This is a genomic window from Dactylosporangium sp. NPDC005572 (genome assembly GCF_040605515.1).
Taxonomy (GTDB): Bacteria; Actinomycetota; Actinomycetes; order Mycobacteriales; family Micromonosporaceae; genus Dactylosporangium.
This window is the reverse complement of record NZ_JBEXCY010000181.1, coordinates 1-14,030: the sequence shown is the minus strand read 5'-3', so window position 1 is coordinate 14,030 and position 14,030 is coordinate 1. Positions and strand designations below refer to the sequence as shown.

At 71.1% G+C, this 14,030-nt stretch carries 11 protein-coding genes; 4 read left to right on the top strand and 7 right to left on the bottom strand.

Annotated elements, in window-relative coordinates; all coding sequences use genetic code 11:
- Both ABZS66_RS47530 and ABZS66_RS47525 read right to left on the bottom strand, forming a co-directional pair.
- A partial coding sequence (locus ABZS66_RS47530) for a hypothetical protein (protein ID WP_354769656.1) occupies nucleotides 1-2,821 on the bottom strand: 2,821 nt, incomplete at its 3' end.
- Between the two features lie 130 nt (nucleotides 2,822-2,951).
- Nucleotides 2,952-4,427, bottom strand: a complete 1,476-nt coding sequence (locus tag ABZS66_RS47525; RefSeq protein ID WP_354769655.1) for a C40 family peptidase — start codon at nucleotides 4,425-4,427, stop codon at nucleotides 2,952-2,954.
- Nucleotides 4,428-4,722: 295 nt separating this feature from the next.
- Between ABZS66_RS47525 and mqnE the strand changes: the two genes are divergently transcribed.
- On the top strand, nucleotides 4,723-5,892 hold the full coding sequence (gene mqnE, locus ABZS66_RS47520) for an aminofutalosine synthase MqnE (RefSeq protein ID WP_354769654.1): 1,170 nt from the start codon (nucleotides 4,723-4,725) through the stop codon (nucleotides 5,890-5,892).
- Here the strand turns inward: mqnE and ABZS66_RS47515 are convergent.
- Entirely contained in the window at nucleotides 5,889-6,842 is a 954-nt protein-coding gene (locus ABZS66_RS47515) for an FAD-dependent oxidoreductase (RefSeq protein ID WP_354769653.1), read from the bottom strand. The two genes, mqnE and ABZS66_RS47515, sit on opposite strands and share 4 nt — an antisense overlap.
- 110 nt (nucleotides 6,843-6,952) lie before the next feature.
- Between ABZS66_RS47515 and ABZS66_RS47510 the strand changes: the two genes are divergently transcribed.
- Together ABZS66_RS47510 and ABZS66_RS47505 are read left to right on the top strand one after the other, a co-directional pair.
- A complete protein-coding gene (locus ABZS66_RS47510) occupies nucleotides 6,953-7,927 on the top strand; it encodes an SCO2521 family protein (RefSeq protein ID WP_354769652.1) in 975 nt (324 codons plus the stop codon).
- A 59-nt stretch (nucleotides 7,928-7,986) separates the two neighbouring features.
- Nucleotides 7,987-9,027 carry a phosphatidylserine/phosphatidylglycerophosphate/cardiolipin synthase family protein gene (locus ABZS66_RS47505; RefSeq protein WP_354769651.1) on the top strand — a complete coding sequence of 347 codons (1,041 nt, stop codon included), beginning with the start codon at nucleotides 7,987-7,989 and terminating at the stop codon, nucleotides 9,025-9,027.
- On the opposite strand, the gene ABZS66_RS47500 is transcribed toward ABZS66_RS47505, so the two are convergent.
- Genes ABZS66_RS47500 through ABZS66_RS47485 form a run of 4 tightly spaced genes read right to left on the bottom strand, consistent with a single transcriptional unit; the run spans nucleotide 8,980 to nucleotide 13,490 of the window.
- Nucleotides 8,980-9,936, bottom strand: coding sequence for an SCO2522 family protein (locus ABZS66_RS47500; protein ID WP_354769650.1), 957 nt, complete (start codon nucleotides 9,934-9,936; stop codon nucleotides 8,980-8,982). The two genes, ABZS66_RS47505 and ABZS66_RS47500, sit on opposite strands and share 48 nt — an antisense overlap.
- Nucleotides 9,937-10,854 (bottom strand): SCO2523 family variant P-loop protein, encoded by a 918-nt coding sequence (locus ABZS66_RS47495; protein ID WP_354769649.1) that lies wholly within the window; start codon nucleotides 10,852-10,854, stop codon nucleotides 9,937-9,939.
- A gap of 1 nt (nucleotide 10,855) precedes the next feature.
- A complete protein-coding gene (locus tag ABZS66_RS47490) occupies nucleotides 10,856-12,700 on the bottom strand; it encodes an SCO2524 family protein (RefSeq protein WP_354769648.1) in 1,845 nt (614 codons plus the stop codon).
- A gap of 22 nt (nucleotides 12,701-12,722) precedes the next feature.
- Complete coding sequence (locus ABZS66_RS47485; RefSeq protein WP_354769647.1) at nucleotides 12,723-13,490, bottom strand: SCO2525 family SAM-dependent methyltransferase; 768 nt, start codon at nucleotides 13,488-13,490, stop codon at nucleotides 12,723-12,725.
- 140 nt (nucleotides 13,491-13,630) lie between these two features.
- Here ABZS66_RS47485 and ABZS66_RS47480 point away from each other — a divergent pair.
- A partial coding sequence (locus ABZS66_RS47480) for a DUF4229 domain-containing protein (RefSeq protein ID WP_354769646.1) occupies nucleotides 13,631-14,030 on the top strand: 400 nt, incomplete at its 3' end.

Here is a 14,030-nt window from a genome sequence, read left to right as displayed (position 1 = left end):
GTCCGGGCTGTCCGGGCTGTCCGGGCTGTCCGGGCTGTCCGGGCTGTCCGGGCTGTCCGGGCTGGGCGCCGGGTGCGGCCGCTTGGCCTGCGTAGCCGGGGTGGGCCGGGTACGCGGGCTGGCCGGGGACGCTTGCGTGGCCCGTGTAGCCCGGTTGGCCTGGGGCGCCCGGGTGGCCCGGTACGCCCGGCTGGCCGGGGACGGCGGCGTGGCCTGCATAGCCGGGCTGGCCCGGCTGGGGGCCAGTGCCCTGTGAGCCTGGGAAGCCTGGGTTGCCTGCGTAGCCGGGCTGGCCTGTGGGGCCTGGCTGGCCTGCGTACCCGGGCTGGCCGGGCTGGGGGTAGCCGGGCTGGCGGGAGTAGCCGGCCTGGCCGGGCTGCGCGGGGTAGCCGGGCTGGCCGCCGGTGTTGGGCTGGCCGGGAACGCCCGGCTGGCCTGCGAATCCGGGCTGGCCCGGGACGGCAGCCTGGCCGCCGTAGCCGGGCTGGCCGGGAGCTCCGGGCTGGCCTGCGTAGCCGGGTTGACCGGGCTGGCCGGGAACGCCCGCTTGGCCCGCGTACCCGGGCTGGCCGCCGTACCCGGGCTGACCTGCATGTCCGGGCTGGCCGGGCTGGCCGGGCTGGCCGGGCTGCCAGCCGGCGGCTGGTTGCTGTGTCCAGGGCTGTTGGGGGGCTGGGGGCGTCCAGCCGGGCTGGGGCTGGTTCCAGGTCGGAGCGGCGCCGGACTGTGGAGTCGGCTGCCATGGCTGCGGCTGGTTGGGCTGGCTGCCGCCGCCCCAGGGGTGTTCCGCCGACGGGGTCGTGTACGCCGGAGGTGTGGACGTCTCCGGGGCCTGTATCGGGCCGGGCTGCGGCGTCGGTTCCGGCTCCGGGAGAGGCGACGGTGGGACTGGTTCCGGCTCCGGGGTCGGCTCGGGCTCCGGAGACGGCTGGGGCTCCGGAGATGGTGGGTACGGGGTCGGGATCGGCTCCGGGGCCGGTGCCGGGGGGAACGGGGTCGGCTCGGGCCGGGGGATCGGCTCGGGGCTCGGGAACGGGGACGGAGCCGGACCCGGGATCGGCCCGAGGGGATCCGCCGCCTCCACGGGTGGAGTAGCCATCGCGCCCGCGCGGTAGATGCCCGGGGCGGCCGACGAGCGGGAGCGGATGGCCTCCGCGGCCTCCTCGGCGCTCACCGACTGGGCGCCGCGCACCGAGGCGCTTGCCCGGGCCGCGGCCACGCCCGCCAGCGCGCCTGCCACTCCGCCGGCCGCTGCCGCGGCGCCGGCCGCGTCCACCGCGGCGCCGGACGCGGCGGGGGATGGGTCCGCATTGGCACCGTAGGCCGCGAGGGACGGTTCGGCGCTCGGCGTCGAGTACGACGGTGGGGCCGGGTTCGACGGCTCCGCGCCCGGGATCGAGTACGCCGGGGGAGCGGGGTCCGCCGCCGGTGGGCGGGTGCGGGCGAACGGGTGAACCACCGGCGCCGGCTCATAGGACGGTGCGGGGTCCGACGACGGCGGTGGGCCGTACGTCGAGGCCGGGTCCGAGGTCGGTGGCGGACCGTACGTCGAGGCCGGGTCCGAGGTCGGTGGCGGACCGTACGTCGGCGCCGGGTTTGAGGTCGGTGGCGGGCCGTAGGTCGAGGCGGGGTTCGAGGTCGGCGGTGGGCCGTACGTCGACGCCGGGGGCTCGGCCGACGGGACCTGGTACGACGGGGTCGACTCCGCGGCCGGCTGGGCCGTCCACGGCTTTGCGAACGCGTCCCAGGACGACTCCGGGGCCGGCATCCGCGGGGTGCGGCTCGGCAGCGGCGGGATCGGGCCTGAGTCGTTGTCCAGCGGGGACGAGGGCAGGGGCGAGGCGGAGATCGACGCGGCCGAGGACTCCGAGGCCCAGGTCGAAGCGCGGTACGCATCAGCAGGGGCGGCAGCGTCGAGCGCGGCGCCGGAAGCGACGTCAGCGGAGTCGTCCACGGCCGCCGGGGCGAAGCCCTCCAGCGGAGCCGGGCCGAACGGGTCGGCCACGACGTCCCCGGACGACGGGTCGTCGACCGGCGGAGGCAGGGAGTCGTCGGTCGGCGGCGGGCCGTACGTGCTGGCGACCGCCTCGAAGCTCGGCAGCTGGTACGCCGGCGGCTCCGAGCCGCCAACCGAGGCCGCGATCAGGTCGTCCTCAGGAGAACCAGGAGATCCGGGAGAACCAGGAGCAGCATCAGCAGAGAACGGGGCCTCCGCCAGGCCGGCCGAGCCGACCTCGTCGTCAGAGGAGGAAGGAGCCTCGGCGAGGCCGGCCGACCCGCCGTCGAACGGAGAAGGCGAGTCGTCCGGCTGGTTCGACGCCGAGGAGTGCGACGCGCCGAGGTTCCACGGCTGGCGCGGCGGCTCCGGCTGCTCGGGAGCGGGGAACGAGCCACCCGAGGTGGGCGTCTGTGTCGACGGCGCCTCGCCGAGCCCGGAGTTCGGGTCGTCCGGGGCGTCCTCCTCCGGTTGCGCCTCGGCCAGGCCGGCGTCACCCGTGTCGGACGGTGACGGGCCCGAGTCGCCGAACGCCGCCATCAGCGCCGCGACCTCGGGATCCTCCTCGGCCTCATCCCCGGGTGACGCGGCGCCGACCAGGTCGGCACCCGGCCACAGCGCACCGTCGACCGGCGAAGGCGGCGGTTCATAAGCCTCCGGGAGGTCCTCGTCGACCGGCTCCTCCGGCAGCTCCGCCCCGACGGGCGGTGGCGGCGGCAGCGGTGGCAGGTCGACGGCCTCGGCGGACGCGGGCGGTTCAGCGCCGGGCGGGCCCGAAGGTACCGCCTCGCCGCGTGCCGCGTCCCGGTTGTCCCGCTCGTCCATCAGTGCCCTCCATGACCTTGCCTGCCGCAGGCATCATCGCGCCCGGCGTCCCCCACGCCGGTCACGCGTCCACGGTGCCATATCGAGTCACGGAACGCTGGATCGGATGGCGTCGGGTTTGAGCGGGACGTCAGCTGCCGGACGTCGTCACCGAGGGCTTCGCCGATGGGCTGGCCGACTTCGACGTCGCGGCCGACGGCGGCGCCGAGGACGGCTCCGGCTCCTTCGACGGCTCCGGCTCCTTGCTCGGCTCGGTCGTCGGCTGCTCGGAGGTGGGCTCCGTCGTGGGCTCCGTCGTGGGCTCGGTCGTCGGCTCCGTTGTCGGCTCGGTCGTGGGCTCGGTCGTGGGCTCTGTCGTCGGATCCGCGGTGGGCTGCGGCTGGACCGTCGCCGGAGGCCGCCTGGTCGCGGGCGGCTGCGTGGTCGCCGGCGGTTGGGTGGCGCCCGGACCGGGCACGGCCGGGAAGATCCGCGACGCGCCGAACAGCTTCGACCACTTCACCGGGCCGATCTTGACCTTGTCGCCGGTGGTCGGGGCGTGGACCATGCGGCCGTTCCCGACATAGATGCCCATGTGGTAGATCGAGCGCCAGTCGCTCGGGTCGCTGGCGAAGAACACCAGGTCGCCGGGGAGGAGCTGGTCACCGAGCCGGTTCTTCGAGGGCCGGATGTTCGGCGTGCCGTGGTACATGTCGTTGGCCACCCGCGGCACCCGGACGCCCAGCTGCCCGTAGGACCAGTAGGCCAGGCCGGAGCAGTCGAAGGTGTTCGGGCCCTCGTCGCCCCAGACGTACCAGCTGCCGATCTTGCCCAGGGCGTAGTTGAGCGCCTGGAGGGCCCTGGGGTTGGCCACCATGCCGTCGATGTTCGGGCTGTCCGGGACGTTGCCGTACAGGTTCTGCTCGCGCTGGTCCTCCTCGGCCGCCAGCAGGAGGACCTGGGCGTCGTTCTGCGCCTTGAGCTGAAGGTAGGCCGTGTTCTTGACGTTGAACTCGGCCTCGATCGGCGCGTAGATGCCCTGCGCGGCCTGCAGCGCGCTGCGCGCGACCATGAGCTCCTGGCGGGCCGCCGACTCCTCCTGCTCGGCGCGGAGCAGGTCGTAGGCCGCCTCCTGCCCGCCCGGCTGCGCGCCCAGGCCGGGCGCGAGCATGCCGAACTGGTGCAGATCGTGCGCGTACTGGTCGAGGGGGCCCAGACCGGCGGCGTGCTTGTAGGCGTCGGCGGCGGCTGAGTCGGCCTTGCTGCGCAACTCGACGACCCGCTCGCCGGCGAGCCGGAGCTTCTCCTCGGCGTCGGCCACCGATGCCTGCGCCGCCTCGACGTCGAGGGTCGCCTGGAGTTTTCGCTGGCCGAGCTGTGTGACGACGGCTTCCTCGGCGGCCAGCCGGGCCGCGAGCGGGCCGCGCAGCGCGGAGGTCGACACGCTGGCCGGCGGCGCGGTGCTCGTGCCGGTGCCGGGCATGACCAGCGAGCCGGAGGCGATCGGGCGAGAGCCGGTGTCCGGAATGCCGGGACCGGGGTCGGCGTAGGCGGGCCGGGGGATCAGCGAACACAGCATCGTGCACACCACCGTGGCGGCGAACAGCCGCCCACGCCGGATCCGCATCCGGGGCCGAGCCTCCACCGGCGGGCTGACCTGCACCGCTACGGGTGCCTGCCAATCGTCGCCAGGGTATGCCGCAGCCCTCAGTACCAGCCCCTCCATCGCCACCGTCCCAGTCGGATAGCCACGCCCAAAGGTCGACCGTCGCCGGTCGATCAGTCGGTCTGCCGCCCGACCGTGTTCCTGCCCACTTTTGTTTACCGTACGAAGGCGAGAGCCGTCGAGTGGTGATCAATGTCAGGTTCGGCGAAGGCAGGTGAATGCGGGTGGAACAAAGGGTCCGACGTACGCTGACGTCGTGGACGCAGGTTTGAAGCGCGAGATCGAGGCCAAGGTCGCGGCCGGTGAGCGGCTGAGCAGAGAGGACGGTGTCGCGCTCTACGAGAGCGACGACCTCGTCTGGCTGGGCCGGCTGGCCCACCAGGTGCGCACCGAGAAGAGCGGCGACCGGGTGATGTTCAACGTCAACCGGCACCTGAACCTCACCAACGTCTGCTCGGCGAGCTGCGCATACTGCTCTTTCCAGCGCAAGCCGGGCGAGAAGGACGCCTACACCATGCGCATCCACGAGGCGGTGGCGAAGGCCAAGGAGATGGAGGACGAGCAGCTCACCGAGCTGCACATCGTCAACGGCCTGCACCCGACGCTGCCCTGGAAGTACTACCCGAAGGTCCTGCGGGAGCTGAAGGCCGCGCTCCCGGGGGTCAACCTCAAGGCGTTCACCGCGACCGAGATCCAGTGGTTCGAGAAGATCTCCGGCCTGCCCGCCGACGAGATCCTCGACGAGCTCATGGACGCCGGCCTGGAGTCGCTGACCGGCGGCGGCGCCGAGATCTTCGACTGGGAGGTCCGGCAGCACATCGTCGACCACGCCACCCACTGGGAGGACTGGTCGCGCATCCACCGCCTCGCCCACAGCAAGGGCCTCCGCACGCCGTCCACGATGCTCTACGGGCACATCGAGGAGCCGCGGCACCGCGTCGACCACGTGATGCGCCTCCGCGAGCTGCAGGACGAGACCGGCGGCTTCACGGTGTTCATCCCGCTGCGCTACCAGCACGACTTCGTCGACTCGGCGGACGGCAAGGTCCGCAACCGGCTGCAGGCCCGCACGAAGATGGCCAGCCCGGCCGAGTCGCTCAAGACCTTCGCGGTGTCGCGGCTGATGTTCGACAACGTCCCGCACGTGAAGTGCTTCTGGGTCATGCACGGGCTCTCGGTCGCGCAGCTCAGCCTCAACTTCGGCGTGGACGACCTCGACGGCTCGGTCGTCGAGTACAAGATCACGCACGACGCGGACAGCTACGGCACGCCCAACACCATGCACCGCGAGGACCTGCTGCACCTGATCTGGGACGCCGGGTTCCAGCCGGTCGAGCGCAACACGAAGTACGAGATCGTGCGCGAGTACGACAAGCCGACCCCGCTCGCCGAGCGGCGCTCGGAGCCGCAGAAGGTATGGGCCTAAAGGCCTGAGACGATCCCGACGACGGCGTGACCGCAGCCCCAGGACGCGGTCACCCCGGCGCCGCCGTGCCCGTAGTTGTGCACCACGTCCAGCCCGCCGACCCGCTCGTGCTCCAGGCGCACGGTCGGCCGGTACGGCCGGATGCCGACGCGGTGGTCGAGCACCTTCGCGGTCGCCACGCGCGGGTCGATCGTCGCGCACATCCGGATGAGTTGCGCCGAGATGTCCGGGTTGGGCTCGCGGTCCCAGCGGCCCGGCTCGATGCTGCCGCAGAGCGCCAGGCTCGGCCCGTGCGGCAGGCAGGCGATCGGCAGCGCCGACTCGTCGTGCTCGCAGAAGAACTCGTCGATCCCCGGGTTCTCGACCACGACGATCTGGCCGCGGGTGGGCACGAGTGACTCGTCGCCGGTGAGCTTGCCGGCGTAGACCCCGGTGCAGTTCACGACGATCTCGTCGCCCTCGGCCGCCTCCGCCAGGGCGTCGACGCTGCGCCGTTCGACCGGGGTGCCCGTCGCCTCGAGCCTTCCCCGCAGGTACCGCAGGTAGACCGGCATGTCGACGAGCGGCGCCGAGTACCACCACCCCACGACGAACCCGTCCGGCAGCTCGCCCGCCGTCGCCGCCCGGAACCCCGGCAGCGCGCTCATCCAGGCCGGCGGGTCGACAGCGGTCCGGGCCGCCTCCAGCCCGTGCCCGTCGCGCACGCCGGTCGCGTCCGGGTCGCCCGTCAGCCCCAAAAGGATCTGTCGGGTTTCATCACTCCAGGGAAAGATCCGTTCATCTTTTGCCAAATACGGTCCCCAGATCGCGCCCGCGGCGAAAGACGTGGTGTCGAGATCCAGCTCCGCGGCGCGGACCGTGACGCGATATCCGGCCTCGGCCAGGCAAATCGCCGTCGTCAATCCAGACACGCCGGCTCCGACCACCACGACCCCGCGTCCGGTGTGCATACGACGACAGTAGGCCATCATCGTCATCAAGTGAATACGCGCGGTTGCATAGATCCATGGTGATGATGTGGAATCGAATCTCGCCGACGGACAGCCGTGGGGGGTGCCAAATGTCGCAAACACCGTCGGCCGGCACCTTTCTCGTGCTCGGCGAGGTGCACACCGCACTGCTGCAGAGCTCGGCCGCGCTGCCGGTCAACGCGTGCGAGCGGCTCGTGCGGCTGGTCGGCGGCGAGCGCGTCCGCCGGTACGAGCGGCCCATCGCCCACGTGTGCTCGCCGAGCGTGCTGACCGGCGTCGACTGCCGGCTCGCCACGCCCGACGGCGCCCGCGTGCGGGCCATCGGCACCGTCGCGAGCCGCGTCGCGATCACGGGTGGTCACCTGCTCCAGGCGTCCTCGCGGATCGGCCTGGAGGCGAGCGCCGACCGGCGGCGGCTGCCCTGGTCGCACTACCTGGCCCGGCCGGGCCGCGCCGAGGTGATCGCCAAGCGGCTCGACGCGGCGGGCCTGGCCCGCGGGTTCATCGACGCCGAGCCCGACGAGAACGTGCTCGACCTGGCCAGCGTCAGCACGCGGCTGGTCGACGAGGTACAGAAGTCGCCCGTCCTGGACCGGCGGGCCCCACTGCGGGCCGGCCGGACCAAGCTGCGGTGGGCGGCGCTGGTGACGGAGGGAGAGCTGGCTGGGCCGTCGCTCACGGTGGCGAGCGGCGGAGGCAGGACGTTGGTGGTGCAGTGCCGCGCCGTCGATGTGGACACGATCGGTGACTTCTGTGACGACGTTGCGCTGCACGACTGGCTGCTGACCACCCTGCTCCATGTGATCGAGAGCAGCCGCATGGGAAACGACGATGACGTCAAGGTCATGGCCCGGCTCCGGCCCGCGGTCGAGCATCTGCTGCACCTGTGGATGCCCGAAGCCCGGCTGGAACAGGGCGAGGCGGCGGCCCAGCTGTGGCGCAGCCTCGAGGACCGGCCCGGGATGAGTCGTCAATGGCGGTCGTGTGTCGATCGGATCAGGGATCAGTTGGCGTTGAACACGATCGCGTTGTTCGGCGCCCGGCTCGGGGAGGGCAGCCGGTGACCGAGGGGGGAGCCACGCGTCCCAGGGACGTGCTGGCACAGTCGAAGATCATCAAGAAAATGTTCTTGTCGGTGGGCATCGGCACGATCGCGTACCTGCTGACGAATGTCTTGATCGAACAGATCGAGGAGCCGCAGATCTGGGCGATCACGCTGTCGCTGCTGATCGGCGGCTACACGTTTCTCACCCAGTTCATGCACGAACTGGAAAACCGGATGCAGTCGGTGGAAAAGGCCGAGTCGGAACATTCCCAGCGGGTCGGGCAGTTGGTCGACAGCCGGTTCACGGCGATCAACGACGTGCTGAACGACAAGCTCGTCGAGATCGACAAGGTCGTGCAGGGCGGGTTCGCGAAGATCAACGAGGCGACCCAGCTGTTCGGTCTGGTCGAGGCGTCCGCGCTGCGCACCGACGCGGTCACCCAGCTCGTGCGGCACTCCACGCAGATCGACCCGCAGGCCCCTGATCTGGTGTTCCGGTTCGCCCAGGCCGAGATCAGTCGCATGTCGGAGTTCCTGAAGGAGCTCAGCGAGGGCGGGAACGTCACCTACGAGGGCGAGGACCGCGACTGGATGCTGTCGCTGACCGGCAACTGCCGGTCGAGCATCGACGCGATCAGCCTCACCACCGTCGATGCCAGGGGATCGGGGTTCGTCGACGGCAGCCTGTGGACCAGCGACCTGGGGCAGCGCTATCTGGAGGTACAACGGGACGCTCTTGATCGAGGAGTGCGAATCCGGCGCGTGTTCATCCTCGACCGCCCCGGCCTGGCCGACGACCCGATGTTCATGGAGAACTGCTTCCTCCAGAAGGAGATGGGCATCGAGGTGCGGCTGCTCGACACGCGGGCGATCCCGGGCACCCGGCGCAGCTCGCTGTTCGACTTCATCCTGTTCGACGACGTCATCAGCTACGAGTCGACGCCGGCCTCCAGCATCGACGGCTCGATCCGCCCGACGATCGTCACCACCCGGCTGGAGCTGCGCGCCACCCGGGTCAAGGACCGCATCCTGCGGTTCAAGGACCTCTACAGCTCGGCCCGACCGATCCACTCAGCCGATGAAAACGTACTGAAGGCGATCGACCGCGGCGAGCGGTAGGACGATCCCCTCGTCCCCGCCCCGCCGCACGACGTCTTCGCTCAGGCCCGCTTCGATCGCCACCTGGCCCAGGATGGTGCGCACCGCCTGCTCGGTGGCGAAGAAGCGGCTGCCGAGGACGGAGAGGGAGCGGTACGCGCTGAACGGCGCCGCGGCCGGGTTGACCTGCATGACGGCCGGCAACCGCCCCCACTCGCTCGGATACGCGCCCTCCCACGGGCGCGGCACCGCGACGGCCCGGCCGTCGTGGCGCAGCAGGCCGAGCCGCAGCAGCTGCCAGACCGATGCCAGATACGCGCACGACCAGCGGCGATGCCGGTCGGGCTCGTCCCAGAGCTGCACGTCGACGAAGATCGAGTGCCGGTTGGCCGCGTTCTGGGCCGGCGGGCGCCAGGGCTGCAGACCACCCATCGCCTCGCCGCCGGCGCCCGCCGGCGAGCGCTCGCCGTTGCTCAGCCAGCCGGTCTCGCCGACCGGCGGCCGCGAGCCGTTGGTGCCGGGCGGCGGGTCGGCCACGATCCGCTCCTCGACCAGCCGGGCCAGCTCCACCCCGTCGGCCTCGGCGCACGCCGACTCCCGCGCGATGTAGTCGATGCGCACACCGTTGGCCTCGGCGGCGGCCAGCAGCATCGGCAGGATCTCGCTCGGCGGCTGCTTCGGACCGAAGTAGTCGTCGATCAGGAAGCAGGTGCTCAGCCGCGGCGACCGGCCGGTGATCGCCCGGCGGTGGATGTCGATTGCGGCGCTCACCCACGGCGCGAGCTGCGCGAAGTGGGCCTTCAGGCGCTCGGGGCCGTCGCGGAAGTCCTCGAAGTACAGATGACCGACCTCGATCGACAAGTGCGACAACGGCAGCGACGCGCTGCGCGGCTCGGCCCCCGCTTCCCGGAACGTCGCCGCACCGCCCATCTACAGCCCTTCCCAGGCGTTGTCGTCGACCAGCCGCTGGGCCAGCCGCTCGAACGCGTCGAGCGTCTCCTGGTTGGCGATCTGGCGCAGCTTGACGTCGTCGTCGGCGATGAGCTGCTCGCGCCACTGCAGCACCGGGTCGAGCGGGACGCTGCCGAGCACCAGCGTGCGGCCCAGGCCGTGCTTGCCGGCGAGGCGCTGCAGCTCGTAGTTGCAGTCCTCGAGCCAGGCCACCTGGGCCGGGCGCAGGCCGGCGAGGTCGTCGGAGCTGGGGTCGACGACCGCGGTGCGCACGAAGCGGATCTGCCGGGTCAGCTCGTCGCGGTCGTGGCCGAGCCGGGCGCCGGTCTCCAGGATGCCCTGCTCGCCGAAGACCAGGTCGGCGGCGGCGATGATGTGCTGGCGGGTCCAGCGGTGGAAGACGAGCCAGCGGCTGGTGAGCGACTGCAGCTGCGGCTCGGCCGTCGCGGCCAGCACCGTCTCGACCGCGTGCGAGCGGCCGGCGCTCAGGTCGACCAGCGTCATCTCATACTCCTCCTCCAGCTTGAGGAAGAGGTCGGCGCAGCGGCGCACCATCTCCGGGGAGCTGGGCAGCTCGCCGCCGCCGCTGTCGCCGGGGAAGAGCACCAGCCGGCCGGAGCGCAGCGGCTGGTGGCGCAGCGAGTCGCCCTCGGACTCCGACCAGACGTCGACCGAGTACGGCTCGCCGATGCGGCCCTGCAGGTAGGAGTGCAGGCCGCGGCCGCGCTTGCCATGCACGAGGCCCTCGATCTGGAACACCGTGCCCGCCGTGGGCGAGCCGAAGTCGAAGTCGAGGTAGCAGACGTCGCCGCCCTGGAGCGCTCTGCGGTACACGATATTGCTGCTCGTCACCGACCGCCCGGTGCCGCCCTTGTCCGAGGTGGCGAAGACCAGCATGTCAGCGGGCCCCGCTCGCGTCGCGCCGGGCTGCGCTCAGCCGGTCGAGGTCGACGAGCACCTGCGCGGCCAGCGCCGCGGCGGTGCCAGGCCGGATACGGATCACGTCGTGGGCCCGGCGGAGGGACGCGCCGGCCGACTTCAGCGCCTCGCGCATGGACGGCCCGGAGTCGGCGGAGATCCGCAGCAGCTCCTGGTCGTAGATGTGGTCGGCCTCGGCCAGTAGTTGGGTGGCGTGGTTGATCAGCCCCGGGCTGCGCAGCGGCGGGCTGTCGATCAGGTTGGCCGCGGCGACCAGGCAGCTGATCACCCGCTCCGAGTAGTACCAGGACGCGGCCTCGTCGGACGGGGGCAGCGCCGGGTAGATGGCCGAGGGCTGGTCCCACAGCCCGGCGGCCGGGCCCTGCTCGATACGCCGACCGGTGACGTGCTCCCACACCTCGTCGACCAGGTTGGTCATCTCGTTGCGCTGGTCGACCCGGTTGATCAGGCCGGCGACGCGCAGCGTCTGCTTGAGCAGCTGGGTGGAGAAGTCGGCCAGCTCCCAGTTGAGCATCGGGCCGCCGACCTCCTCGCTGCCGTCGAGCTGGAACGGGAAGCCGGGCAGGTGCAGGGCGAGCGCCGGGTCGTCGTCGGAGATGGGGCGGCGGGTGATGCGGGAGCGCTCGGCCAGCTCCTCCAGCACCTGGCCGATGCGGACCGGGTCGGACTCGTTGTCGACCCGGTTGACGCTCATGTCGAGGACCACCATCGACGACACGAGCAGGCTCAGGTAGTCGGACTGGGAGCCGTCGACCGTCATCCAGGGCACGTTCTCCAGCGGCCAGCGCTCGTCGCCGAAGCGGGCGATCGTCGACCAGTACGACAGCGTCAGGTCGTAGCGGATCTGCAGGGCCCGGGCCAGGCGCTGCTGCTCGTCGTCGAGCAGGCCCAGCAGACGGGTGCGCTCGGAGAACAGGTGCTGCATGCAGTCGAGTGCGACCGCGGTGAAGTAGGCGTAGGGCGCGGCCAGCGCGTAGCCGACGGGCTGCAGGACGCCCTCGGCGCTGGTGTCCACCCTGGGTGCGCCCTTGGTGATGCCCCAGGACCAGCCGCACTCGAAGACCTTGTTGTCGTTGTCGAGGTCCGGTACCTCACCGAGGCCGAACGTCACGTCGCGCAGACCGGCCCGGATCTCCTCGATCCCGGTCTGGAAGTCCTGGCGGATCCGGCTCCGCGACTGGCGCGACTGGTTGATCATCTGCAGCAGGTTGGTGCCCTCGGGCGAGTCCGGATCGAGGACGTACACCGTGAAGCTGCGCATCAGGCCGATCATGGCGCCGGTCAGCCGCTGGCTCGCCAGCTCCTCGATGCGGCGCACGTCGTCGCGCAGCTGCTGGCGGGTGAGGACCCGGCGGAAGACCTTGGCGAAGCCGATGATCGCCAGGGTCAGGCGGATCGAGATGGCGAACGAGTCCACCACGTCGAGCGAGCGCTGCGCCTCGGTCGGCTCGCGCTCGTCGTCGATCGCCGTGAAGTAGCTGCCGCCGCCGAACGTCGGGCGGCCGTCCTCGTCGATGTACGTCGTGAGGTACTCATGGATGACGTGCACCAGGCGCTGCGGCACCTCGACGCTGTCGCCGAGCACCTCCAGCGCGCGCTCGACGTCCTCGGCGGTCTCGTTGGGCTGGTCGAGCTTGAAGGTCGGGACCTCGGTCGCCGGACCCATCAGGCACAACAGCTGCTCGGCGTCGCTGATCGAATTGCGCTGGCGCCGGCCTTCCCAGACCCAGGTGCCCTTCTGAAAGGACGTGCGCGCCACGGCGCGCCACGATTCGAGCAACTGTTGACGGGGCTGGATCCTCATGGGCCTCCCACCGCGCGCTTATTCAGTCGATCGCCGCTCCCGCCCGACCCAGGGCGAGGATCATGCCCTTGTATTTCGGCTTGATGACCTCACCCGAGAATACCGGCTCGACGGTGACCTCTTCAACGAGCGGTTTCAGGCTCTGCAGTACATCGTCGACCGTCACCGAGACGGCGGGATACCGGATTCCCCCGACCGTGTACCCCGGGGACTCCGCCATGAAGGCCGCGGCGAATGGCGCCCCGGGCCGCAGGGCGTGCACGAACTTCTGCAGGGCCTCGTCGAATTCGTCCATCTCCTCGGACATCGACTCGGCCACGAAGAACATCGTGCCCAGGTCCCACCGGCCGCGCTCCAGCTCGAACAGGTCGCCGGGCTGCACCCGCACCCGCCCGGCCACGACCCGCGGGTCGATCAGGCCATAGGGCGAGTCCTCCTTGGCCGCGAGCACCGCCCAGAACGGGTCCCAGATCGGGCCGAAATCCGGCAGCTGGTCGCCCAGCCAGGCCACATTCGATCGACTGCGCTCGAAGAGCGTCACACTGTCGCAGAACGGCAGCATCGCCATCATCGGGTAAAGGTTCGCGCCCGCCCCGACGTCCACCCCGTGCGCTGCGCCGTTCGGCGCGTGGCTGATGAAGAAATCTCGCACCATCTGCAAGATCTGACGATCGTCCTCGATGAGGGTCGCGTAGTTGTCCAGCACGTACTGCGTCGGGTCGAACGAATCCCATGGGTAGGCCGAATTGGCGTGCTCCTGCGTGGCCGCCGACGGCGTCCCCATGTTCATAGCCGGCTCTCCATCCGGTCAGCGGGTCAGCTGGAGCGGTGCGAATCCAGGCCGGCTGGGATCGAGATCCGGGCGGACTCGCGCCGGGGTCAGGGAAGGTGACCCCTGGGGCGATTCGACCGTGAACAGGACTCAACGGGATGGTAACGCACCGTTACGACGAAATCGAGGCATGTTACTGGAGTGACGGGTGGTGCGAAAGGCCGCATCGTACGGTCCAGCGCTACCCGGCGTCCAACGCGGGAAACGAGCGAGTTTTGTCGACGACCTGTTGGGCGGCCACCGGTTGTCCGTCGATGTCGTGTATCCGACTGGCGGTGCCCGGCGGGTGGTGTCCGCCGTGGCGGCGTTACGCTGGGCAAACCATGTCTCCGTTCCTGAAGTACACGCTCGCCCGCCTCGGCCTTTTCGTGGCCGTCGCCGCGGCGACTCTCGCGGTGCCGCTCGACGTCAGCGTGCCGCTGAAGCTCATGATCGCGGTCCTGGTCTCCGCGGTGCTGGCCTTCTTCCTGCTGAGGGGCCTGCGTGAGGAGGCGTCCG

Excerpts from the sequence above, each read along its gene's own strand:
- ABZS66_RS47525 (WP_354769655.1), bottom strand. The coding sequence starts at position 4,427 with ATGCGGATCCGGCGTGGGCGGCTGTTCGCCGCCACGGTGGTGTGCACG.
- ABZS66_RS47515 (WP_354769653.1), bottom strand. The coding sequence starts at position 6,842 with ATGCACACCGGACGCGGGGTCGTGGTGGTCGGAGCCGGCGTGTCTGGA.
- ABZS66_RS47510 (WP_354769652.1), top strand. The coding sequence starts at position 6,953 with ATGTCGCAAACACCGTCGGCCGGCACCTTTCTCGTGCTCGGCGAGGTG.
- ABZS66_RS47505 (WP_354769651.1), top strand. The coding sequence starts at position 7,987 with ATGTTCTTGTCGGTGGGCATCGGCACGATCGCGTACCTGCTGACGAAT.
- ABZS66_RS47500 (WP_354769650.1), bottom strand. The coding sequence starts at position 9,936 with ATGGGCGGTGCGGCGACGTTCCGGGAAGCGGGGGCCGAGCCGCGCAGC.
- ABZS66_RS47495 (WP_354769649.1), bottom strand. The coding sequence starts at position 10,854 with ATGCTGGTCTTCGCCACCTCGGACAAGGGCGGCACCGGGCGGTCGGTG.
- ABZS66_RS47490 (WP_354769648.1), bottom strand. The coding sequence starts at position 12,700 with ATGAGGATCCAGCCCCGTCAACAGTTGCTCGAATCGTGGCGCGCCGTG.
- ABZS66_RS47485 (WP_354769647.1), bottom strand. The coding sequence starts at position 13,490 with ATGAACATGGGGACGCCGTCGGCGGCCACGCAGGAGCACGCCAATTCG.